The 21,871-nt window shown below is 56.4% G+C and carries 20 protein-coding genes and 3 pseudogenes; 15 read left to right on the forward strand and 8 right to left on the reverse strand.

The genetic code is table 11. The features are described from left to right. Positions 1–133 precede the first annotated feature (133 nt). From dacA to lipA, 5 genes are all read left to right on the forward strand, one after another. Positions 134–1,333 carry a D-alanyl-D-alanine carboxypeptidase DacA gene (gene dacA, locus ABOC21_RS17575; protein WP_426812698.1) on the forward strand — a complete coding sequence of 400 codons (1,200 nt, stop codon included), beginning with the start codon at positions 134–136 and terminating at the stop codon, positions 1,331–1,333. 114 nt (positions 1,334–1,447) lie between these two features. Next, positions 1,448–1,711: a DUF493 family protein YbeD gene (ybeD, locus tag ABOC21_RS17580; RefSeq protein WP_041144576.1), complete on the forward strand. Its 264-nt coding sequence runs from the start codon at positions 1,448–1,450 to the stop codon at positions 1,709–1,711. 93 nt (positions 1,712–1,804) lie between these two features. Then, positions 1,805–2,449 (forward strand): lipoyl(octanoyl) transferase LipB, encoded by a 645-nt coding sequence (lipB, locus tag ABOC21_RS17585; RefSeq protein WP_426812699.1) that lies wholly within the window; start codon positions 1,805–1,807, stop codon positions 2,447–2,449. 149 nt (positions 2,450–2,598) lie between these two features. Continuing rightward, complete coding sequence (locus ABOC21_RS17590) at positions 2,599–2,766, forward strand: hypothetical protein (RefSeq protein WP_426812700.1); 168 nt, start codon at positions 2,599–2,601, stop codon at positions 2,764–2,766. Positions 2,767–2,951: 185 nt separating this feature from the next. Further along, positions 2,952–3,917 (forward strand): lipoyl synthase, encoded by a 966-nt coding sequence (gene lipA, locus ABOC21_RS17595; RefSeq protein ID WP_045854456.1) that lies wholly within the window; start codon positions 2,952–2,954, stop codon positions 3,915–3,917. A 234-nt stretch (positions 3,918–4,151) separates the two neighbouring features. On the opposite strand, the gene tatE is transcribed toward lipA, so the two are convergent. After that, positions 4,152–4,358, reverse strand: a complete 207-nt coding sequence (gene tatE, locus ABOC21_RS17600) for a twin-arginine translocase subunit TatE (RefSeq protein ID WP_041144572.1) — start codon at positions 4,356–4,358, stop codon at positions 4,152–4,154. A 127-nt stretch (positions 4,359–4,485) separates the two neighbouring features. Then, entirely contained in the window at positions 4,486–5,274 is a 789-nt protein-coding gene (locus tag ABOC21_RS17605) for a deaminated glutathione amidase (RefSeq protein WP_426812701.1), read from the reverse strand. Positions 5,275–5,364: 90 nt separating this feature from the next. On the opposite strand from ABOC21_RS17605, the gene crcB reads away from it, so the two are divergent. Beyond that, positions 5,365–5,748 carry a fluoride efflux transporter CrcB gene (gene crcB, locus ABOC21_RS17610; protein WP_426812702.1) on the forward strand — a complete coding sequence of 128 codons (384 nt, stop codon included), beginning with the start codon at positions 5,365–5,367 and terminating at the stop codon, positions 5,746–5,748. A 57-nt stretch (positions 5,749–5,805) separates the two neighbouring features. Here crcB and cspE read toward each other — a convergent pair whose 3' ends face one another. Further along, on the reverse strand, positions 5,806–6,015 hold the full coding sequence (gene cspE / locus ABOC21_RS17615; RefSeq protein WP_004859511.1) for a transcription antiterminator/RNA stability regulator CspE: 210 nt from the start codon (positions 6,013–6,015) through the stop codon (positions 5,806–5,808). Between the two features lie 194 nt (positions 6,016–6,209). Continuing rightward, positions 6,210–6,786: pseudogene (gene pagP, locus ABOC21_RS17620) on the reverse strand (lipid IV(A) palmitoyltransferase PagP). 291 nt (positions 6,787–7,077) lie between these two features. Here pagP and dcuC point away from each other — a divergent pair. From dcuC to uspG, 4 genes are all read left to right on the forward strand, one after another. Next, a complete protein-coding gene (gene dcuC / locus ABOC21_RS17625) occupies positions 7,078–8,451 on the forward strand; it encodes an anaerobic C4-dicarboxylate transporter DcuC (protein WP_426812703.1) in 1,374 nt (457 codons plus the stop codon). Between the two features lie 81 nt (positions 8,452–8,532). Then, positions 8,533–9,330 (forward strand): ribonuclease I, encoded by a 798-nt coding sequence (gene rna, locus ABOC21_RS17630; protein ID WP_426812704.1) that lies wholly within the window; start codon positions 8,533–8,535, stop codon positions 9,328–9,330. Between the two features lie 270 nt (positions 9,331–9,600). Then, positions 9,601–10,011 carry a nucleoside diphosphate kinase regulator gene (gene rnk, locus ABOC21_RS17635; RefSeq protein WP_426812705.1) on the forward strand — a complete coding sequence of 137 codons (411 nt, stop codon included), beginning with the start codon at positions 9,601–9,603 and terminating at the stop codon, positions 10,009–10,011. Positions 10,012–10,198: 187 nt separating this feature from the next. Then, positions 10,199–10,627: a universal stress protein UspG gene (uspG, locus tag ABOC21_RS17640; RefSeq protein WP_426812706.1), complete on the forward strand. Its 429-nt coding sequence runs from the start codon at positions 10,199–10,201 to the stop codon at positions 10,625–10,627. A gap of 85 nt (positions 10,628–10,712) precedes the next feature. On the opposite strand, the gene ahpF is transcribed toward uspG, so the two are convergent. Continuing rightward, on the reverse strand, positions 10,713–12,278 hold the full coding sequence (gene ahpF / locus ABOC21_RS17645) for an alkyl hydroperoxide reductase subunit F (protein ID WP_426812707.1): 1,566 nt from the start codon (positions 12,276–12,278) through the stop codon (positions 10,713–10,715). Between the two features lie 244 nt (positions 12,279–12,522). After that, a pseudogene (gene ahpC, locus ABOC21_RS17650) lies at positions 12,523–13,087 on the reverse strand (alkyl hydroperoxide reductase subunit C). Between the two features lie 385 nt (positions 13,088–13,472). Here ahpC and dsbG point away from each other — a divergent pair. Continuing rightward, on the forward strand, positions 13,473–14,219 hold the full coding sequence (gene dsbG / locus ABOC21_RS17655) for a thiol:disulfide interchange protein DsbG (protein ID WP_426812708.1): 747 nt from the start codon (positions 13,473–13,475) through the stop codon (positions 14,217–14,219). A gap of 207 nt (positions 14,220–14,426) precedes the next feature. Next, positions 14,427–15,323, forward strand: coding sequence for a DNA-binding transcriptional repressor CitR (gene citR, locus ABOC21_RS17660; protein ID WP_426812709.1), 897 nt, complete (start codon positions 14,427–14,429; stop codon positions 15,321–15,323). Between the two features lie 149 nt (positions 15,324–15,472). On the opposite strand, the gene ABOC21_RS17665 is transcribed toward citR, so the two are convergent. Continuing rightward, the gene (locus ABOC21_RS17665; protein ID WP_426815524.1) at positions 15,473–16,618 is read right to left on the reverse strand and encodes a pyridoxal phosphate-dependent aminotransferase; all 1,146 of its coding nucleotides are present in this window, start codon (positions 16,616–16,618) and stop codon (positions 15,473–15,475) included. A gap of 223 nt (positions 16,619–16,841) precedes the next feature. Here ABOC21_RS17665 and mtnC point away from each other — a divergent pair, with 223 nt between their 5' ends. Further along, positions 16,842–17,531, forward strand: coding sequence for an acireductone synthase (gene mtnC / locus ABOC21_RS17670; RefSeq protein WP_426812710.1), 690 nt, complete (start codon positions 16,842–16,844; stop codon positions 17,529–17,531). Beyond that, a complete protein-coding gene (locus tag ABOC21_RS17675; protein WP_426812711.1) occupies positions 17,528–18,070 on the forward strand; it encodes a 1,2-dihydroxy-3-keto-5-methylthiopentene dioxygenase in 543 nt (180 codons plus the stop codon). The genes mtnC and ABOC21_RS17675 overlap by 4 nt, the downstream gene beginning before the upstream one ends. A gap of 44 nt (positions 18,071–18,114) precedes the next feature. Here the strand turns inward: ABOC21_RS17675 and ABOC21_RS17680 are convergent. Then, positions 18,115–20,437 (reverse strand): annotated as a pseudogene (locus ABOC21_RS17680) (molybdopterin-dependent oxidoreductase). A gap of 415 nt (positions 20,438–20,852) precedes the next feature. Between ABOC21_RS17680 and ABOC21_RS17685 the strand changes: the two are divergent. Then, positions 20,853–21,833, forward strand: a complete 981-nt coding sequence (locus ABOC21_RS17685; protein ID WP_426812712.1) for a sugar ABC transporter substrate-binding protein — start codon at positions 20,853–20,855, stop codon at positions 21,831–21,833. The last annotated feature ends 38 nt before the right edge of the window (positions 21,834–21,871 follow it).

A 21,871-nucleotide genomic window follows, 5' to 3' on the forward strand; every position in this document is an offset into this window, starting at 1 on the left:
CCGCCGTCCGTAGCGCATTGCGCATGACAAAATCGTTAACAAAGTCATGCGCAATGTCGGATGCCGGTCCGCAGAGCATTTGTTATAGTAAGGCACTTTTTTTAACTCCATCACGGATGCCGTTGTTCAGACCATGAAGATCTCTTTCACCGCACGTTTACTCGTTACGGCCCTCTCCGTTGCCGCGCTCACCTCCGCAGCCCACGCCGATGACCTGAATCTCAAAACCATGATCCCAGGCGCGCCGCAGATTGACGCCGAATCCTGGATACTTATCGATTACAATTCAGGCAAAGTGCTGGCGGAAAATAACGCCGATTCCCGCCGCGATCCGGCGAGTCTGACCAAAATGATGACCAGCTACGTGATTGGTCAGGCCATGAAGGCGGGTAAGTTCAAAGAGTCTGATTTGGTCACCGTGGGCAACGACGCATGGGCCACCGGTAACCCGGTATTTAAAGGCTCCTCCCTGATGTTCCTCAAGCCGGGAATGCAGGTGCCGGTTTCTCAGCTGATTCGCGGCATCAACCTGCAGTCAGGTAACGACGCCTGCGTGGCGATGGCGGACTTCGTTGCCGGCAGCCAGGACGCCTTCGTCAGCCTGATGAACAGCTACGTCAACGCCCTCGGCCTGAAAAACAGTCATTTCCAGACCGTGCACGGCCTGGATGCCGAAGGTCAGTTCAGCTCCGCGCGCGATATGGCGCTGATTGGCCAGGCGCTGATCCGCGACGTGCCGAACGAATACACCATCTACAAAGAAAAAGAGTTCACCTTTAACGGCATCCGCCAGCTCAACCGTAACGGGCTGCTGTGGGACAACAGCCTCAACGTCGACGGCATCAAAACCGGCCACACCGATAAAGCGGGCTATAACCTCGTCGCCTCGGCGACCGAAGGCCAGATGCGCCTGATCTCCGCCGTGATGGGAGGCCGCACCTATAAAGGTCGCGAGTCCGAGAGCAAAAAACTGCTGACCTGGGGCTTCCGCTTCTTTGAAACCGTCAATCCGCTGAAGGCGGGCAAAGAGTTCTCTTCCGAGCCGGCTTGGTTTGGCGATAGCGATCGCGCATCGCTGGGCGTCGATAAAGACGTGTACCTGACCATTCCGCGCGGCCGCATGAAGGACCTGAAGGCCAGCTACGTGCTGAGTAATACCGAGCTGCACGCGCCGCTGCAGAAAAACCAGGTTGTCGGCACCATTAACTTCCAGCTGGACGGCAAAACTATCGACCAGCGCCCGCTGGTGGTGCTGCAGGAGATCCCGGAAGGTAATTTCTTCGGCAAAATGATTGATTACATTAAATTAATGTTCCATCACTGGTTTGGTTAAAAATCGAACGCTTGAAAGTGTGATTTACATCCCCATATACTAACTATCAAAGTAACCTGATAACTCCCGCATCTTGTGGGAGTTATTATTTTTTGTCGTAACACCGGAGCTGACATGAAAACCAAACTTAACGAACTGCTTGAATTCCCTACTCCATTTACTTACAAAGTAATGGGGCAGGCGTTGCCTGAGCTGGTTGATCAGGTGGTGGAAGTGGTACAGCGCCATGCGCCTGGTGATTACTCTCCGCAGGTAAAGCCGAGCAGCAAAGGTAACTACCACTCGGTTTCTATCACCATCAACGCCACCCACATCGAACAGGTCGAAACCCTGTACGAAGAGCTGGGTAATATCGAGATCGTCCGGATGGTGCTGTAACCATCCCCTTGCCCGGCCCCGCGCCGGGCAATCCCCCTCCCCGCTGTGATATACTCGCTGATCTAAATCACTTCTCTGTGCGGAGACGTTGTTTTGCAGCACAATAAAATCCTCATTCGTCAACTCGGCCTGCAGCCTTACGCCCCCGTCTCGCAGGCAATGCACGACTTTACCGACGCGCGCGATGAGACCACTCTCGATGAAATCTGGCTGGTTGAGCATCATCCGGTCTTTACCCAGGGCCAGGCGGGGAAAGCGGAACACGTTCTGGTGGCGGGGGATATTCCGGTCATTCAAAGCGATCGCGGCGGCCAGGTGACCTATCACGGGCCAGGCCAGCAGGTGATGTACGTGTTGCTCAATCTCAAACGCCGCAAGCTTGGCGTACGCGAACTGGTGACGCTGCTCGAGCAGACCGTGGTTAATACGCTAGCGGAGTACGGCATTGAGTCGCACCCGCGCGCCGATGCGCCCGGGGTTTACGTCGGCGAGCAAAAGATCTGCTCGCTGGGCCTGCGCATTCGCAAAGGGTGCTCGTTCCATGGCCTGGCGCTCAATATCGCGATGGACCTCTCGCCGTTCCTGCGGATTAACCCCTGCGGCTATGCCGGCATGGAGATGGCGCAAATGCGCCAGTGGCAGCCCGAAGCGATGCCGCAAATCGTGGCGCCGCGCCTGGTTGCCAACCTGCTGGCGCTGCTCGACAACCCGCCGCACGAGTACATTTCCGTAGAATAAATCCCGGCGGTCCCGGCTTTCCGGGGCCCGCTTTTAGGTCGGACCTTCGTTAAGCCATTATATTTGCAATTAATTGCCGCCAGGCGGCGACGCTGCCCGAGGGCCAGCGCTATCCGGCGCCGCTGAGCGCGAGCGATATGCCGGGGCTGATGCCGAAGCGAATGTTTTCGCTATTGGCTAAAACCTGGACTCTGGCAGCGCTGGACTACCCGCCGATCGCGGATGAAACTATCGATATTTCACTGTATTACAACAAGCTCAGCGCCCGGGAACCGCTGCTAAATGAGGTTATCGAGGCGGTTCGTCAGGCTTTTTAAGCTATACCGCACGTGAGGGAAAGCATAAAACAACAACTATTTTACAATTTGCCGAACAGGTAGGCTGCTTTCTGTCCCATATCAATGGTATACTGCCTCTCCCTAATTCAAAAATAGTTGATAAATACAACATTTACTTGAATTAATTCGCTTTCCTTCGTACTCGCAACTGGAACACGCACGCTATGAGTAAACCCATTGTGATGGAACGCGGTGTTAAGTACCGCGACGCCGATAAAATGGCCCTTATCCCGGTGAAAAACGTGGCAACTGAGCGTGAAGCTCTGCTCAGAAAACCGGAATGGATGAAAATCAAACTTCCGGCTGACTCGTCCCGTATCCAGGGTATCAAAGCAGCGATGCGTAAGAACGGTTTGCACTCCGTGTGCGAAGAAGCTTCTTGCCCAAATCTTGCGGAATGCTTCAACCACGGAACGGCAACCTTTATGATCCTCGGTGCTATCTGCACCCGCCGCTGCCCGTTCTGCGACGTCGCGCACGGTCGTCCGGTGACCCCGGATGCCAATGAACCGCAGAAGCTCGCGCAAACCATCGCCGACATGGGCCTGAAGTACGTCGTCGTCACCTCCGTCGACCGCGATGACCTTCGCGACGGCGGCGCTCAGCATTTCGCCGATTGCATCAGCGCCATCCGGGAGAAAAACCCGTCGATTAAGATTGAAACCCTGGTTCCGGACTTCCGCGGCCGTATGGATCGCGCGCTGGACATCCTCAAGGTTACGCCGCCGGACGTCTTTAACCACAACCTGGAAAACGTGCCGCGTCTCTATCGCCAGGTACGCCCGGGCGCCGATTACAACTGGTCGTTAAAGCTGCTGGAAAGCTTCAAAGAAGCGCATCCGGAGATTCCAACCAAATCGGGTCTGATGGTCGGCCTTGGCGAAACCAACGCTGAAATCGTCGAAGTTATGCGCGACCTGCGTCGCCACGGCGTCACCATGCTGACCTTAGGCCAATATCTGCAGCCGAGCCGTCACCACCTGCCGGTACAACGCTACGTTAGCCCGGACGAGTTCGAAGAGATGAAAGCCGAAGCGATGGCCATGGGCTTCACCCACGCCGCCTGCGGCCCGTTCGTCCGTTCGTCCTATCACGCCGATCTGCAGGCCAAAGGGATGGAAGTGAAGTAATTCTCCCCTCGACCGCCGCGCGTTTCCCGCATGCGGCGGTCAGCTCTCCTTGCGTTATGCCATCTTTTCGCCAACAGCGAATCCGCCGGCGCGGTTACAGTCGGTTGCATTTTTTCTGTCAATGACCTTGCAGGATACAAAAAGAGGCCGCAACGATAATCGCTGCGGCCTCTTATCCGTGCAGGCTGACGCCTGGCGGTAACCTGTTCCCGCTGTCGGGGAGCAGGCGTTTAATTACTCTTTATGAGAGAGCTTCTGTGCCGGAGTTTCTTCTTCCGCACTGGTTTTCTTCGCACTATCGTCATCGTCGTTCATGGCTTTCTTAAAGCCTTTGATAGCCGAACCCAGGTCTCCACCCAGCGTACGTAGTTTTTTGGTACCAAACACTAAAATAATCAGTGCTGCGACAACCAGCAGTTTGGTAATACTAATCTCACCCATAGCTAACCTTCTTCTCTAAAACAATCTGCGAATACGCCATCATACACGCGAACAATTAACGGCTATTTGACGCGCGGACACAATAGCAATCTGTAACAAGGTGAATCAAGCTCTGTTTAAAAAAACGTCACAATAATTGCGGTGGCGCAAAGCGGCGGTTCTGCAGCACCGGCAGGCGCTCGCGCACCTGACGAAGATAATCCACGGAAACGTCGGCAAAAATCATCTGCGGCCGCTCCCCCGCGCCGGCCAGCGTCGTGCCGAGCGGATCGATAATCCGGCTTTGGCCAATATTACGGTTGCCGCACTCGCCCGCCGCCACGATATAGCAGGTCGTATCCAGAGCGCGAGCGGCCAGCAGCGTCGCCCAGTGATGCTCCTTCATTGGCCCTCTCACCCACGCGGTGGGGAGAACGAGGATCCCGGCGCCGCTCAGCGCGAGGCTTAACGCCAGCTCCGGGAAACGCAAATCATAGCAGGTCATCAGGCCAACCCGAACCCCGTCGACGTCAATCAGCGCCGGGATCTGCCGGCCGGCATCAACCCGCCGCGACTCCTGTATAGTAAACGCATCGTATAAGTGTAGCTTCTGATATTGCGCGATAACCTCGCCGCGGCGTATCGCCACCAGCGTATTAGCCGCGCGTCCCTCGCCAGAAGGCACGTGAATCGTCAGAATGGTGGTTAAGCCGTTATTACGGCTCTCCTCGCGCAGCAGCCGCAAGAAGCCGCCATCCACCTCCTGCGCCGATTTAACCGATAGATCCGGGTCGTTATCGTCACGCGCCAGCAGCGCCTCGGGCAGCACCAGTAGCGACGCGCCCCGTTCAGCGGCTTCGGCCATCAGCGCTACGCAGGTTTGCGCATTCACCCGCCACTCCGGGGTGACGGCAAATTGTCCAGCAGCAACCAGCATCTTAGTCTCCCGTTTGCGAATTCATAGCCAGCGACGCATTCTGCGCGCTACACTCACTCCCCATTATTAACCAAATAGCAGGGAACACGCGTGTCACAACTACTTTTAGCCGTTTTTCTTGGCGGCGGCACCGGCAGCGCACTGCGCTGGTGGTTAGGAATGAAGTTTAACCCCATGCATCACGCCATTCCCGTCGGTACGCTAACGGCCAACCTGCTGGGCGCATTTATCATCGGCGCCGGTCTGGCCTGGTTTAACCGGCTGACCGATATTGACCCGATGTGGAAACTGCTCATCACCACCGGCTTCTGCGGCGGATTGACGACCTTCTCCACCTTCTCAGCGGAAGTGGTGTTTCTGCTGCAGCAGGGGCGCTTCAGCTGGGCCCTGCTCAATATTCTGGTCAACCTGCTGGGCTCTTTCGCCATGACGGCAGCGGCATTCTGGCTGTTTTCTCACGCCGCCAGCCGTTAAAAGCGAGCAAAAAAAAACCCGCTAAGCGCGGGTTTTTATATTCTGCTGACGCGTTGCTTAGATAGCGTTTACGTTTGCAGCAGAAGGGCCTTTGGCACCGTTAGTGATTTCGAACTCTACGCGCTGACCTTCAGCCAGAGTTTTGAAACCGTTGGACTGGATTGCAGAGAAATGTACGAATACATCTTTGCTGCCATCTTCCGGAGTAATGAAACCGAATCCTTTGGACTCATTAAACCACTTAACGTTACCTTTAATCTTAGACATCAAAATTACCTTTATATGAAAAAAAGACACTGATACTGTGTCGCGGTCCAGTACATCAATTGTGGTGCCTTTTGTCCAGTCGAACTTTGCTAAAAAGTGACAAAAGTCGCTATCTTTTTTAGTGGTTGCGCTTTAGTTATTGTTTTTCCACATAAGATAACGCTCAGCTCTTTTATCGCTAAGCTATTGCGGATTTAAAACTGAAAGCGGGCCCAGGCAAAATAAACGTTACCGTTGTTATAGGTGCCGGGGATATAGGTCATCTGGAACGTCGCCGGGCCGTAGCCGATAGACGCCAGCGGCAATACCAGCGGCAGCGGAATATAGTGCCAGTTGTCGCGCGCGGTCACCCCAAGCGTATAGCCGAGCCCAAGGTGAAAGTTATCGTCGGCGAGCGGACGCCAGGTTTTCTCCCAGCCGTAGCCTGCGATGGGTTCCCATTTGTTATATGAGTCCTTAAACGCCATCGCATACAGGCCGTGCCAGTTGCCTTTATCATCCCAGCGCGACACGCCGAAACCCGCTCCCCAGGGACGCTCGTTGTAGCGGTCGGTTTTCTCTTTGTCATAGGCAAAGCGGGCGTGCCAGGTGATCGCGGGAACATACAGGTCGTAGTGTTCCGGCTCCTGCCAGGTCTCTGCAACGTTATCGCTTAAGGTGTTATAGCCGTCGCGAAGCGTCGAGTCTGAATGAGGCATTTGCCACCCCGCCAGAGAGTAGCAGGCCGGAAAAACTGAGCAAAAACAGTACAACACAACGTAGTCTTAACACTTATCTGTTACCAATATCGATTTTAAAGCGGAATAAAGTAGCAAATATAATCTTAATATAACCTTAACGAAATAAGGCAAAGTCTTGATTTACCGCCCACGAAATCGCAACAAGCCCGCCCACTGACTTTGTGATAGCGCCCTCGCGCCGGCTGATGATTAGATAATTCTCATCGGTTTATTGATTTGCATCAGCATGTTTCGCCGATTTATTCGGCACATTCCCTCACTTAATTTTTCACTACTTTATTTATCAGCAGATTCTTTGGGTTAATGCCTCAGGGGTAAAATAATGCTTACGCTAGTTGAGATCCTTATCGGGATTGTGGTCATTGTGGGCGTCGCCCGCTATATCATCAAAGGGTATTCCGCCACCGGCGTGCTCTTTGTTGGCGGTCTGACGCTGCTTATCATCAGCGCGCTGATGGGACATAAAATTTTGCCCGGCGATGCGAAAAGCACGGGATACTCAGCAACCGACATCATCGAATACATCAAAATTCTGCTGATGAGCCGCGGCGGCGACCTCGGCATGATGATCATGATGCTCTGCGGATTTGCCACCTATATGACGCATATTGGCGCCAACGATATGGTGGTCAAGCTGGCCTCAAAGCCGCTGCGCTACATTAACTCCCCCTACCTGCTGATGATCGCCGCCTACTTTGTCGCCTGCCTGATGTCGCTGGCCGTCTCTTCGGCGACCGGCCTCGGCGTTCTGCTGATGGCAACGCTGTTCCCGGTGATGGTCAACGTCGGGATCAGCCGCGGCGCGGCGGCGGCTATTTGCGCCTCCCCGGCGGCCATTATCCTCTCCCCGACCTCCGGCGACGTCGTCCTCGCCGCGAAGGCCGCCGAAATGCCGCTCATCGATTTTGCCTTTAAGACCACGCTGCCGATCTCCATCGTGGCGATTGTCAGCATGGCGATTGCCCACTTTTTCTGGCAGCGCTATCTGGATAAGAAAGAGAACGCCTCCCACGAAATGCTCGACGTCAACGAGATCACCACAACCGCCCCCGCCTTCTACGCCATTCTGCCCTTCACGCCCATTATCGGCGTACTGATCTTCGACGGAAAATGGGGCCCGGAGCTGCATATTATTGCCATCCTGGTTATCTGCATGCTGCTGGCGGCGGTGCTGGAATTCTGCCGCGGCTTTAACACCAAAAACGTCTTTAACGGACTGGAAGCCGCCTATCGCGGCATGGCCGACGCCTTTGCCGGCGTGGTTATGCTGCTGGTCGCCGCCGGCGTTTTTGCCCAGGGCCTGAGCACCATCGGCTTTATCAATAGCCTGATTTCGATTGCCACCTCGTTTGGCTCCGCCAGCATTATTCTGATGCTGGTGCTGGTGGTGCTGACGATGCTGGCAGCCATGACAACCGGCTCGGGCAACGCCCCGTTTTACGCCTTCGTGGAGATGATCCCGAAGCTGGCGCACTCATCGGGCATTAATCCGGCCTATCTGTCAATCCCGATGCTGCAGGCCTCCAACCTCGGACGCACCATTTCCCCGGTATCGGGCGTGGTGGTTGCCGTCGCCGGGATGGCAAAAATCTCGCCATTTGAGGTGGTGAAGCGGACCTCGGTACCGGTTCTTGTGGGCCTGCTGGTGGTAATTATCGCCACCGAAATTCTGGTGCCCGGAACCACCGTTCAATAAACGTGAAAAGGCGCCAGCAGGCGCCTTTTTTATGCTTTAATAATTCGAGGAACTCATTACTATCCACTATCAGGAATAAAAATGTTCAGGAAGGATTTCGTCGCCATTGCCCTCTTGCTAACGGCAACTCAGGTCGGCGCTGAACCGCTCACCGCAACACAATACGGCGATTTCGACCGCTATGTACTGGCCCTCTCCTGGCAAACCGGCTTCTGCCAGAGCATGCATGACCGAAACCGCAGCGAACCGGAAGAGTGCCGCCTGCAGCAGGAAACGGCCAACAAAACCGATTACCTCACCGTACACGGCCTGTGGCCGGGTCTGCCGAAATCCATCGCCGCTCGCGGCGTGGACGATCGCCGCTGGATGCGTTTTGGCTGCGCCACGCGCCCGGTGCCCAATATGCCGGAGGTCAAAGCCGGGCGGAAATGCCAGGCGGCGGAAACCGGCCTGTCGCTGGAGATGGCCAATAAGCTCAATAGCGTGATGCCCGGCTCCGGCGGCAACTCCTGCCTTGAGCGCTACGAATACGCGAAGCACGGCGTCTGTTTTGGCTTCGATCCCGACAGCTACTTCGGCACCATGGTCCGCCTCGGCGGCGAAGTGAAGCGCAGCGCCCTCGGGGCGTTGCTGGCGAAGCGCTACGGGCAGAGCGTCAGCCGCGACGACTTCGATGCGGCCATCGCCGAGGCCTACGGCAAACAGAGCGTTAAGGCCTTCAAGCTGACCTGCAGCGGCAATCCGGCCTATCTAACCGAAATCCAGATCGCCATCAAGGCCTCGGCCATCAATGCGCCGCTCTCCGCCGATGCCTTCCTGCCCCAGCCCCATCCGGGCAACTGCGGCAAGCAGTTCGTTCTGGATAAGGTCGGTAATTAAAATAGAGATAGCAGCCGTCATCGCGAGTGAATTTATCAAAAGCGCTCACCGGCGCTCCTGCATGTACCGGAAGGGGCGAGCCGACGATTTTTCCCGCGATGACGGCTGCGGCATAAATTTCACATCCCCCTTTCGCGATCGTTGCTTAATGTGCGTTTAATCACTTCAAACCGCCGACAAGTCTCAGTATGATGGGAAGACATTAACCCTTGCCATTTTCGGTAAGGGTTTTCTTTTACGGACAGGTTCCTGGATAACATGGAGTATGCAATGACCAGACCCGCAATCATCATTAATGAGTTCGATGCCGAACGCATCGACAGGCTGCTCGAGCAGCCGGCGTTCGCCAGTTCCCCGGTCGCCGATGCGCTGAACGATGAGCTGGACCGCGCGCAGATGCTGGCACCGGAAGCGATGCCGCATGATGTTGTCAGCATGAACAGCACCGTCAGATTCCGCGATTTGTCCAGCGGCGAAGAGCGCGTGCGGACGCTGGTTTTTCCCTCTCAGGTCACCGATAGCGCCACCCAGCTTTCGGTACTCGCCCCCGTCGGTGCCGCGCTGCTGGGCCTGAAGGTCGGCAGCGCCATTCACTGGCAATTACCCGGCGGCGCCTCCGCGCACCTCGAAGTCCTGGAGCTGCTGTACCAGCCGGAAGCCGCGGGCGAGTTTCACCGCTAACCCTCCCGTCGCCTGAGGCGTTCCGCGCCTTATCCAGAGGATGTCTTCGCATCCTCTTTCTGTCCCTCCCCGCCCTGACAAACCTTTACGCCTCCCTGAAGCGGATCTGACAGTTTTGCGACCTGAATGGCACAATATCTTCATATAATATGTTGATATAGAAACAGTCAAACAAGGAGGAATGCATATGTATAAAACAATCATTATGCCGGTTGACGTTTTCGAGATGGAGTTAAGCGACAAGGCCATCCGCCATGCGGAGTTTTTGGCCCAGCAGGACGGAATTATTCACCTGCTCCACGTATTGCCGGGCTCATCCAGCTTCACCATGAGCCGATTCACCGCCGACCTGCGCCGCTTTGAAGAGCATCTACAGCATGAAGCGGAAACCCGGCTAACCACCATGGCCGGGCACTTCAGCATCGATCCCTCGCGAATTAAAAAGCACGTTCGCTTCGGTAACGTGCGGGATATGGTGAACGAGCTGGGCGATGAAATTAACGCCGACGTGGTCGTCATTGGCTCACGCAATCCGTCTATCAGCACCCATTTGCTTGGTTCTAATGCCTCGAGCGTCATTCGCCACGCGCATATTCCGGTAATGGTGGTCAGATAAGCGAAAGGCGTGTAGAAAGGCGATAAAAAAAGAGGCTACCGTCGGGTAGCCTCTTTACTGTGCAGGTTAGTCTTACTTGCTTTTATTATGCGGTTTTAGTCCGAATCAGATAATCGAACGAGCTCAGGGAGGCTTTTGCCCCTTCGCCGGCGGCGATAATAATCTGCTTGTACGGTACGGTGGTGCAGTCGCCCGCGGCGAACACGCCCTTGACGTTAGTTTCGCACTTCGCATCGATGATAATTTCACCCATCCGATTACGTTCAAGCGCGCCTTCCAGCCAGGTGGTATTAGGCAGCAGGCCAATTTGAACGAAGATCCCCGCCAGCTCGACGTGATGCTCATCACCGCTCAGCCGATCGCGATACTGCAATCCGGTCACTTTACTACCATCGCCGACCACTTCCGTGGTCTGCGCGCTAAGAATGATATCGACGTTTTTCAGGCTGCGAACTTTGTCCTGCAGCACCTGGTCCGCCTTCATCTCAGGGGCGAACTCCAGCAGCGTCACGTGTTCAACCACGCCCGCCAGATCGATTGCCGCCTCAACGCCCGAGTTCCCGCCGCCGATCACCGCCACGCGCTTGCCTTTAAACAGCGGGCCGTCGCAGTGCGGGCAGTAGGTCACCCCTTTCGTCCGGTACTGATCTTCCCCCGGCACGTTCATGTTACGCCATTTAGCGCCGGTGGCGATGATCACGCTGCGCGCTTTCAGCACCGCGCCGGAGGCGGTTTCAACCTGATGCAGGCCGCCTTCTACCGCCGCCGGGATCAGTTTCGACGCGCTCTGCGAGTCAATGACGTCCACATTATAGTCATTGACGTGAACCTTCAGCGCCGCGGCCAGCTTCTGGCCTTCGGTTTTAGGTACCGAAATGTAGTTTTCGATATCCACGGTATCCAGCACCTGGCCGCCGAAACGTTCGCCCATCAGGCCGGTACGAATGCCTTTACGCGCCGAGTAAACCGCCGCCGCCGCGCCGGACGGACCGGAGCCGACGATCAGCACATCGTAAGCATCGCGCTTGTTCAGCTCTTCCGCCGCGCGTTTCTCTGCGCCGGTGTCAACTTTCGCGACGATCTCCGCCAGCGTCATGCGCCCCTGGCCAAACTCCTGGCCGTTGACAAAGACCGCCGGAACGCCCATCACGTTACGATCGGTAATCTCATTCTGGAAGGTCCCGCCGTCAATCGCCGTATGCTTAATGCGCGGGTTCAGCACCGCCATCAGGTTCAGCGCCTGCACCACGTCCGGGCAGTTATGGCAGGTGAGCGAGTAGTAGGTTTCAAACTCAAAATCACCGTCAAGGTCGCGGACCTGTTCCAGCAGCGCCTGGGCCTCTTTCGACGGATGACCGCCGGTCCATAGCAGCGCCAGAACCAGAGAGGTAAACTCGTGCCCCAGCGGCGAGCCGGCAAAGCGCGGCCCCTGGGTAGAACCTGGATTAGTAATCAAGAAAGACGGTTTGCGCACGGCGAGCGCGTTGTCTTCTTTAAACGTCACTTTCTCAGACAGCTCGGCGATTTCCGCCAGCAGTTCTTTGATTTCTGCCGATTTAGCGCTGTCGTCCAGCGTGGCAATCAGCTCAACAGGCTTAGTCAGTTTCTCAAGGTAGGCCCTGAGCTGGGTTTTCATATTTGCATCGAGCATCTCGTGTCCCTCTCTTAAAACGTCATCATGCAAGCGGCCTCGCGGCTGCCTGAATGCGGCTTGCATTATGATTTTTTGAATTAAAACGGGCGTAATAAAACACCCGTTATTCGTTATCAATTTCCGGCGGATTTCGCGTCAGGGCAAGGCGGCTAGCCTGGGAATCCCCGGGAGCTTACTCAAGTAAGTGACCGGGGTGAGCAGGTGACGCCAGCGCCGCCATGGCGTGAAAGACATGGAAATTTTAGATTTTGCCGACCAGGTCCAGGGACGGAGCCAGAGTCGCATCGCCTTCTTTCCATTTAGCCGGGCAAACTTCGCCTGGGTGGGAAGCAACGTACTGCGCGGCTTTGATTTTACGCAGCAGGTCAGACGCATCGCGGCCGATACCTTCAGCGGTAACTTCGATCGCCTGAATGATGCCCTGCGGGTCAACGATAAAGGTGCCGCGGTCAGCCAGGCCCTGGTCTTCACGCATGTTTTCGAAGTTACGGGTCAGGGCGCCAGTCGGGTCACCAATCATCGCATACTTGATTTTAGCGATGGTGTCAGAGTCTGCTGTGCCATGCTTTGTGAGTAAAGTGGGTATCGGTGGAGACAGAGTAGACGTCTACGCCCAGTTTCTGCAGCTCTTCGTGATGGTCAGCAACGTCGCCCAGTTCAGTCGGGCATACGAAGGTGAAGTCAGCCGGATAGAAGAAGAAAACGCTCCAGCGGCCTTCGGTATCTTTCTCGGTAACTTCGATGAATTCACCGTTTTTGAACGCCTGGTTTTTGAAAGGTTTGATTTTAGTGTTAATTAAGGACATCTATACTTCCTCCGTGTTTTCGTTGAGGTCTAAGGTAACTAATTTTTCCTGACCCGACCAATGCGTTTGCATTATCAAATCAATAAGCAATATCTAACAACCGCAACAAGACAACTTTGTGAACCCGTCGGGACAAGTCGCGCCGCCGATAACGTAAAAAGGCCGCCCTCTCAGGCGGCCCTATTACCTGAAATACCCGCAGGTAGCTTCAGCGCCAGGCAGGCTGGCTATGCGTTGCGCTCTACATTACCTTAATGTAACAGCATGGGCGATTACACCATTCGCCTCCGCAAAGGGCAATCCGCCCGGATGCAGGTCTTGCCTATAGCTGCGATAGGTTCCATCATCTGCCGTACCTTCTATATTGATTTTACAAGGAATAATCATGTTAAAACGTCTGCTTTTCCTGAGCCTCTTCCCCTTATGCAGCTATGCAGAAGATCTCCCGGCTCCCGTAAAAGCGATTGAAAAACAGGGTATTACTATCATTAAACCCTTCGAAGCGCCGGGCGGAGTGAAAGGCTGGCTGGGTAAATATCAGGATATGGGCGTCGCTATCTATCTGACGCCCGACGGCAAGCACGCCATCTCCGGCTACATGTATGACGAAAACGGCACCAATCTTAGCGAACAGCTGTTCCAGAAAGAGCTCTATACTCCGGCAGGCCAGCAGATGTGGCAGCAGATGGAGGCCGCCAGCTGGCTGCTCGACGGCAAAAAAGAGGCGCCGATTATTCTCTACGTCTTCGCCGATCCCTTCTGCCCGTACTGCAAGCAGTTCTGGCAGCAGGCCCGGCCCTGGGTAGAGTCGGGGAAAGTGCAGATCCGCACGCTGCTGGTCGGCGTTATCAAACCGGAGAGCACGCCGACAGCCGCCGCCATTCTCGCCAGCGGCGATCCGGCAAAAACCTGGCACGATTACGAAAAATCGGCCGGGAAAATGAAAATTGAGATCCCGGCAAACATCCCGGCGGAAAAAATGCGCATCCTCAACCAAAACCAGCAGCTGATGGATCGACTGGGGGCTAACGCCACGCCGGCTATTTACTATATGAATAAAGAAAATATGCTGCAGCAGGTTGTCGGCCTGCCGGAGGCGGATAAGCTGCAGGTGATGATGGGCGAAAAATAAAGCGTCCCGCTATATTTCGTTTAGCCAGACTATTCACCCGAAAAGGGTCTGGCTAAATCACTTTTGGTCGTATACATTCAGAGCTATTAATAAAACCGGCCTTAAATAATTCAGCCCACCAATTGCCACGCAAATTAAATACAATAAACAAATAGAATAACAAGATAATAATTCACACCGGACACAGCAACGGACAGGATGCTAGCAATGGCTAAACTTTACGAACTTAAAAAGTTCGATCTTAACCTACTGGTTATTTTTGAATGTATCTATCAGCATTTAAGTATAAGCCAGGCCGCGGGAACCTTATTTATTACCCCTTCCGCCGTCAGCCAGTCGCTGCAGCGCCTGCGCAATCAGCTCAACGATCCGCTGTTTATCCGCACCGGTAAAGGGATGAGCCCCACCACCCTGGCGGTTAACCTTCATCACCATCTGGAAAAAAACCTCAACCAGCTGGAGCAGACGATTAATATCGTCCACGGCGCCGAGCTGAGAAAACGCTTTGTTATCTACAGCCCGCAGTTTTTCCTCTCGCCCTCCTCCGCAACGCTCATCAGCGCGCTCTACCGTGACCCCAACCTGCAGGTGGAGCACCACGACCTGCAGCTCGCCGCGGAGTCGGCGGAGAGCCTGCTCGCCTACCGCAAAGCCGATCTGATTTTTAGCCTCTCGCCGCTCGTCAGCCCGACCACCGTGTGCCTGCCGTTTCAGGAAATAGAGATGGTGCTGGTCTGCCGGCAGAATCATCCACGAATAGCCGAATTCACTTCCACAGAAGCCATTGCGCGGGAGAGCTTTACTGACTATCTGCCCAAAGAGGCGGGAATGCAGGCGGTTGACTACTGGCTTGAAAAACGGTTCCCCGAACGAAATATTGCCTTCAGCAGCGACTCACACATTGCCATCCTCAATATTATTAGTCAGACTGATTTTATCGGCTTAATGCCCAAAATTGCGTCAACGCCGCAACTCTTCGATCTCAGGCTGAGAATAATATCGCTTCCGGCGGATATTCCCCGGGCGATGATTCATATGATTTATAATCGGGTGCAGATGGACCATCCTGCTTTAGCCTCTCTGATTAAAGAGGCGGCATTATAATAAAAGTAGCCGCCGTTAATTATCGACCACGTGAATATCCGCACATAAATCAGAAAATAAAATAGCGAAAACAGCCAGCGGAGAAAATTAATGGTCGGCTTAAAACGTCCGGCGACCATCAATTCTCTCAGCGACCCGACGCCGGCGCGCTACAGCTGGCGCAGACGCTCCGCGGCGGCCAGCAGGGTTGCCGGCTGCTTGGCAAAGCACAGCCGAATCAGCCGATGCGGGAACGGATCGGCGCAGAACACCGACAGCGGGATCGCCGCCACGCCGATTTCCGTGGTCAGCCAGCGGCAAAAGCTGACGTCGTCGAGATCGGAAACCGCGCTGTAGTCCGCCAGCAGGAAGTAGGTACCCTCGCAGGGAAGTATCTCCAGACGGGTGGCGCGCAGGGCCTCGATAAACAGGTCGCGGCGCTGCTGGTAAAACTCGGGAAGCTGACGATAGTGCTCCGGCTCATGGCGCAGCATATCGGCGATGGCCAGCTGCGCCGGCGTGTTCACCGAAAACGTCAGATACTGATGCACCTTACGCAGCTCGGCGCTGATTGCCGCAGGGGCGACGCAGTAGCCGACCTTCCAGCCGGTCATATGGAAAGTTTTACCAAACGACGAGACCGCCACCGCCCGCTCGCGCAGCTGCGGATGGGCCAGCACGCTGGCGTGTCCCTGCGCCGCAAAGCAGATATGTTCGTAGACTTCGTCGCTGATCACGTAAATCTCACGCTCGGCAATCGCCTGCCACAGCGCGGCGAAATCCTCGCGCTGCCAGACCGTCGCCGACGGGTTGTGCGGGGTATTGAGGATCACCAGCCGGGTACGCTCGCTCAGCGCGGCGGCAAACTGCTGCCAGTCAACGCGAAAATGCGGCGGCTGCAGGGCAATGCGCTTCAGCACGCCGCCGGAGAGCTCAACCGCCGGGGCATAGCTGTCGTAGCTCGGGTCAAAGCAGATCACCTCATCCCTGCTACGCACCAGGGCGGTAATGGCCGCATACAGGGCCTCGGTTGCGCCCGCCGTCACGGTCACATCGCTGTCGGCGTCCGGTCGGTAGCCGTAAAGCTCGGCGGTTTTATCGGCGATGGCTTCGCGCAGCGCCGGCACGCCGGTCATCGGGGCGTACTGGTTGGCGCCCTGGGCGACATGAAAAGCCAGTCGCTCCTGCAGGTAGCGCGGCCCGTCAAAATCCGGGAAGCCTTGCGAAAGGTTTATCGCCTGATGCTGCTGCGCAAGCGCGCTCATCTGGCTAAAAATAGTGGTGCCCAGTGAAGGGAGTTTACTCTCAGGAATCAGTCGCTTATTGCTCATTTTGTTATTACCGATTGTAATGCCGTTGTTGAAGCCACTATAACACGATGTTAATATTTGGCAATCGAGACGCTTAGACGTCTATATGCGCCGTTATGCAAAAAAGCCGCAGCGCGCTTTGCGCAATGGCGTGTATAAATGATGATGTCAGGCCGGCTAAGGTCTGCCGCCACCATCAATGCGGCGTAACGCCCACTCTGGAGAAACCATGATCCGCGCCATCGTGACCGATATTGAAGGTACCACCAGCGACATTCGCTTCGTACATAACATTCTGTTTCCGTACGCCCGTGAGCGATTAGCGAGCTTCGTGACCGCCCGGCAGTACGCTGAGCCGGTCAAAACGATCCTTGATAACCTGCGCCAGGAGATCGCCGCTCCCGCCGCCGGCACCGCCGAGCTTATCGATACCCTATTTGCCTTTATGCAGGAGGATCGCAAATCCACCGCGCTGAAGGCGCTGCAGGGGATGATCTGGCGCGATGGCTACCTTAACGGCGACTTTACCGGCCATCTGTATCCCGATGTTCTGCCGGCTCTGGAAAAGTGGAAGTCGCAGGGGATTGATTTATATGTATATTCCTCGGGCTCGGTCGCCGCGCAGAAATTGTTATTTGGCTACAGCGACGAAGGTGATATTACTCATCTGTTCAGCGGCTATTTCGACACCCTGGTAGGGGCGAAGCGCGAAACGCAGTCCTACCGCAACATTGCTGAACAGCTGGGTCATCACCCCGCCGCCATCCTGTTCCTTTCCGATATCCATCAGGAGCTGGATGCCGCCGAGGAGGCCGGTTTTCGCACCTTGCAGCTGGTGCGCGGCGATCGCGACCCCGCCAGCCATCATCCGCAGATTCAGCGTTTTGACGACATTCATCCGGAGCAAATACCTGCATGAGCGCATTAACGATTTTTTCTGACCACGACGCCGCAACCGCCATCTGGCACAGCACCGACGCCGACGAAATTCAGCAGCAGCTAAAAGCGAAAGGCGTCCGCTTTGAGCGCTGGCAGGCCGACCGCGATTTAGGCGTCGCGCCAACGCCGGAAACGGTGCTTGAGGCCTACCAGCACGCGATTGATAAGCTGGTTGCCGAAAAGGGCTACCAGAGCTGGGACGTTATCAGCCTGCGCGCGGACAACCCGCAGAAAGAGGCGCTGCGCGCGAAGTTCCTCAACGAGCACACCCACGGCGAGGACGAGGTGCGTTTCTTCGTCGAGGGCGCCGGGCTGTTCTGCCTGCATATCGGCAATGAGGTGTTCCAGGTGCTGTGCGAGAAGAACGATTTAATCTCCGTCCCCGCCGACACGCCGCACTGGTTTGATATGGGCTCGGAACCGAACTTCACCGCCATCCGTATTTTCGATAACCCGGAAGGCTGGGTGGCGAAGTTTACCGGGGATGATATTGCCGACGCCTATCCGCGGCTGGCGTAATCTCCTTCATCCAGCCCGGCGGCCCTGCGCCGCCGGGCTGCCGTTCAGGACAACGCGTCCGCGCTGATAAACGCCGGCGGATCGAACGCGGTAATGGGCGGCAGCGCCTCGCGCCACGGGACAATCTCAACCCAGCAGCTCTGCGCGCTACAGCCCTGGCCCAGCCGCGAGCTGCCGCGATCTTCGGTCAGCACGTTCGGATTACCGTGCTTATCCAGGGAGCCTTTTTCGCTGGGGTCCAGCGGATCGTACCAGGCGCCGGTGGCCATCTGCACGACCCCCTGGCGGATCCCTTCGCTGAGATGCACCCCGGCCAGAATCGCTCCGCGGGCGTTATGTACCTTCACCACGCTGCCTTCGGTTACTCCCCGCGCCTGCGCATCCTGCGGATGCATCCACAGCGGCTCGCGCCCCTGAATTTTGGTCGCCCGGCTGACGCTGCCATGATCGTACTGGCTGTGCAGACGCGTGCGCGGCTGGCTGGACAGCAGATGCAGCGGCCAGCGGCTGGCCTCTTCCCGCTGCCAGCTCGCTTCCTCTTCATCCCACCACGGATGGCCCGGACACTCGCGGTAGCCGAAGTCGGCGACGGTTTGCGAGAAGAGCTCAATCTTGCCGGACGGCGTGGAGAGCGGAGCGCCCAGCGGGTCGGCGCGGAAATCGGCCAGGAAGACCTGCGGCTGCTCCGGCGCGCTGTACTCCAGCACCCCCTGCTGCCAGAAATCCTCAAACGACGGCAGCTCAATGCCCTCTTCCCGGGCCCGCGGGCGCGACTCATCATAAATATGCCGCAGCCACTGCCCGACGCTGCGCCCTTCGCTGAAACGCTCGCCGCAGCCCAGCCGGGCGGCAAGATCGCAGAAAATCGCGTAGTCGTCGCGGGCTTCGGCCACCGGCGGGATCTGCGCGCTCATGGCAATCATAAATCCGTCATGCCCGCCGCTGCCGATATCCTCCCGCTCGAGGGAGGTGGTCACCGGCAGCACGATGTCGGAAAACTTGGCCTGCGCGGTCCAGTACTGCTCATGCACCACCACCGTTTCCGGCCGTCTCCACGCCTCGCAGAGCTGGTTAAGGTCCTGATGGTGGTGAAAGGCATTGCCCCCCGCCCAGTAGACCAGGCGGATATCGGGATAGCGCAGATGCTGGCCATCAAACTCATATTCGCCGCCGGGGTGCAGCAGCATGTCCGCCAGCCGGGCCACCGGGATCGCACTGTTAACCGCATTTTTTCCCGCCGGCAGACGGGGGCCGGAAAAGGCTTTGCGCGCCGCGCCCGCCAGGTTGGTACAGGCGTAGCCGAAGCCCAGCCCTCCGCCCGGGGTGCCAATCTGCCCCAGCAGCGCGGTCAGGGCCACCGTTGCCCAGTAGGCCTGCTCCCCCTGGCGGGCGCGCTGAATGGACCAGGAGATATTAACCATCGTGCGCTGGCTGGCCATGTCGCGCGCCAGGGAGACAATCTGCTCCGCGGAAATCCCCACGATCGCCGCCGCCCAGCGCGGCGTTTTTGCCACCCCGTCACGCTCTCCCAGCAAATAGGCGCGATAGGGCGCAAAGCCCACCGTGTGGCTGGCCACAAAGTCGCTGTCGTACAGGGATTCGGTAATCAGGACGTAGCACAGCGCCAGCAGCAGCGCGGTATCGGTCCCCGGACGCACCGGCAGCCACTGCGCGGAGTCGACGGCGCTTAGATCGTTGCTGACCGGGCTGATATTGATAAAGCGCGTGCCGTTGGCCTGCATCTTCTCCAGCCAGTGCTTCAGCATATGGTCGTTGGCGCCGCCGCCGTTAACCTGAGAGTTACGCAGCGGCAGGCCGCCAATCGCCACGAACAGTCTGACACTCCCGCGCCAGCTCAGAGAAGTGCGTATGCTGACGATGCAGCGGACTCAGCGGCCCCAGCACATGCGGCAAAATACGCTCGCCGGCGGCGCTGCTGTAGGTATTGGTACTGGCGGTGTAGCCGCCGAAAGACTTCAGGAAACGATGCAGCTGGCTCTGGGCGTGATGAAAACGCCCGGCGCTGGCCCAGCCGTAGGAGCCGCCGTATATGGCTTCGTTGCCGCAGCGCGCCTTCACCGAAGTGAGTTCACGGGCCAGCAGGTCGAGGGCCACCTCCCAGCTCACCTCGACAAAGGGCTCTTTGCCGCGACCTTCCCGCGACGCGGGACCATTTTTCAGATAGCCGGCCCGTACCGCCGGACGACGAATGCGCGTTTTGCTGGTGACCGCATCGGTGAGGGACTGACCGATGCGCGAGGGATTTTTATCCCAGGCGACCGGTACGACGGCATCAATGGCGCCATCGCGGGTTTGCACCTGCCAGGTTCCCCAGTGCATCACCGCCAGATTATGTTGTTTATTCATGTTGCCCGTTTTTTTGTCACCCGATAAAGGCCGCTATAATAAGTCGGGAGCTGGCTGAAGATAAAATGCCGATGACACTATAATATCCTGTCGCTTTAGCCAATAACCATCCGCATGACGCGAGCCCTGGGTTATATTCACCATATCCCACCATAAATATAGTCATCATTAAGCAGCAATTACCGTTTGCAATAAAAGGCGGCGTTTTTATCCTATACCCACAATATAAATATGGCTTAATTCCGGCATCATGAAATAATTTCAGGTTACCGCGAGTAAAATTAATTTTCCCGGCCCTATTCCGTCGATATACCATTATTGGTATAACTTAGACATATTTTGTATTTGAGGTTGCGTGGTCGTTATTGTCATGCTACGAATCCGCAAACACCTTTATCACAGGACTATAATAAGAATGTCGCAGAGAATAAAATTACTGCCCGCCGCGCTGGGACTGATGACGCTCGTCTCCGTCGGCGCCTCCGCCGCAGAACCCCTGTCGCTGCAGGGGAAAACCATCGGCGTCGCCGTTGTCGGCACCCAGCACTTCTGGGATCGCGAAGCCTATAAAGGCGCCACCGAAGAGGTTGAAAAGCTGGGTGGTAAAGTCATCGGCGTCGACGGCGGTCGTGATAATCAGGTACACGCCAATAACCACGATATTTTATTATCCCGTAAGGTCGATGCCGTAATTAGTATTCTCGGCGACAGCGCCGTTGAACCTAAATTTAAAGCGCTGCGCGATGCCGGCATCCCGGTATTTACCGTGGACCACGTCTCTAAATACTCCGTCAATAACACGACCTCCGACAACTACACCCTGGGTTCAACCATTGGCCGCTATATGGCCGATGAATTAGGCGGCAAAGGTAACGTTGCGGTATTTAATGCGTTCTCCAGCTCACTGCGAATTTGCGGCATCCGCTACGACCAGTGGAAATATGTCCTTAAGGATTACCCGGATATTCATATTATTCAGCCGGAGCTGGCCGAACAGTTTGCCAACTCTCCGGAAGATGCGCGTAAGAAAACCCTCGAACTGCTCAGCCAGTATCCGAAAGGCAAACTCGATGCCATCCACGTCGCCTGCTGGGATCAGCCGGCCATCGGGATCGTGCAGGCGCTGGAAGAGACCGGACGCGATAAAGACGTGAAGGTCACCGCCATCGATGCCGGCCCGGAAACGCTGGAGATTATGGCCGAACCCGGCAGCCCGTTCGTCGCTAACGTCGCTCAGCAGCCGCACCTGATTGGCCAGACGTCGGCCGACAACGTGGCGCACTACTTCGCTAAACAGGCTCTGCCGCTGCAAACCTTTATTCCGGTGGTGCCGGTGAAGGGCCCGCAGGAAGCGAAAGCGGTCTACAAACAGCTGGGATATGGCGAACTGCAGTGATTAATCAACCCCTCGGCGGGGAGCGCCCCGCCGCTGGT

This window comes from Klebsiella sp. WOUb02 (assembly GCF_050058015.1).
Taxonomy (GTDB): domain Bacteria; phylum Pseudomonadota; class Gammaproteobacteria; order Enterobacterales; family Enterobacteriaceae; genus Klebsiella.

Coding starts and splice junctions, on each gene's coding strand:
- ABOC21_RS17605 (WP_426812701.1), bottom strand. CDS start 5,274: ATGCTGGTTGCTGCTGGACAATTTGCCGTCACCCCGGAGTGGCGGGTG.
- ahpF (WP_426812707.1), bottom strand. CDS start 12,278: ATGCTCGATGCAAATATGAAAACCCAGCTCAGGGCCTACCTTGAGAAA.
- dcuC (WP_426812703.1), top strand. CDS start 7,078: ATGCTTACGCTAGTTGAGATCCTTATCGGGATTGTGGTCATTGTGGGC.
- ABOC21_RS17590 (WP_426812700.1), top strand. CDS start 2,599: ATGCCGAAGCGAATGTTTTCGCTATTGGCTAAAACCTGGACTCTGGCA.
- tatE (WP_041144572.1), bottom strand. CDS start 4,358: ATGGGTGAGATTAGTATTACCAAACTGCTGGTTGTCGCAGCACTGATT.
- ABOC21_RS17685 (WP_426812712.1), top strand. CDS start 20,853: ATGTCGCAGAGAATAAAATTACTGCCCGCCGCGCTGGGACTGATGACG.
- rna (WP_426812704.1), top strand. CDS start 8,533: ATGTTCAGGAAGGATTTCGTCGCCATTGCCCTCTTGCTAACGGCAACT.
- citR (WP_426812709.1), top strand. CDS start 14,427: ATGGCTAAACTTTACGAACTTAAAAAGTTCGATCTTAACCTACTGGTT.
- dsbG (WP_426812708.1), top strand. CDS start 13,473: ATGTTAAAACGTCTGCTTTTCCTGAGCCTCTTCCCCTTATGCAGCTAT.
- lipA (WP_045854456.1), top strand. CDS start 2,952: ATGAGTAAACCCATTGTGATGGAACGCGGTGTTAAGTACCGCGACGCC.
- rnk (WP_426812705.1), top strand. CDS start 9,601: ATGACCAGACCCGCAATCATCATTAATGAGTTCGATGCCGAACGCATC.
- mtnC (WP_426812710.1), top strand. CDS start 16,842: ATGATCCGCGCCATCGTGACCGATATTGAAGGTACCACCAGCGACATT.
- uspG (WP_426812706.1), top strand. CDS start 10,199: ATGTATAAAACAATCATTATGCCGGTTGACGTTTTCGAGATGGAGTTA.
- ybeD (WP_041144576.1), top strand. CDS start 1,448: ATGAAAACCAAACTTAACGAACTGCTTGAATTCCCTACTCCATTTACT.
- ABOC21_RS17675 (WP_426812711.1), top strand. CDS start 17,528: ATGAGCGCATTAACGATTTTTTCTGACCACGACGCCGCAACCGCCATC.
- cspE (WP_004859511.1), bottom strand. CDS start 6,015: ATGTCTAAGATTAAAGGTAACGTTAAGTGGTTTAATGAGTCCAAAGGA.
- dacA (WP_426812698.1), top strand. CDS start 134: ATGAAGATCTCTTTCACCGCACGTTTACTCGTTACGGCCCTCTCCGTT.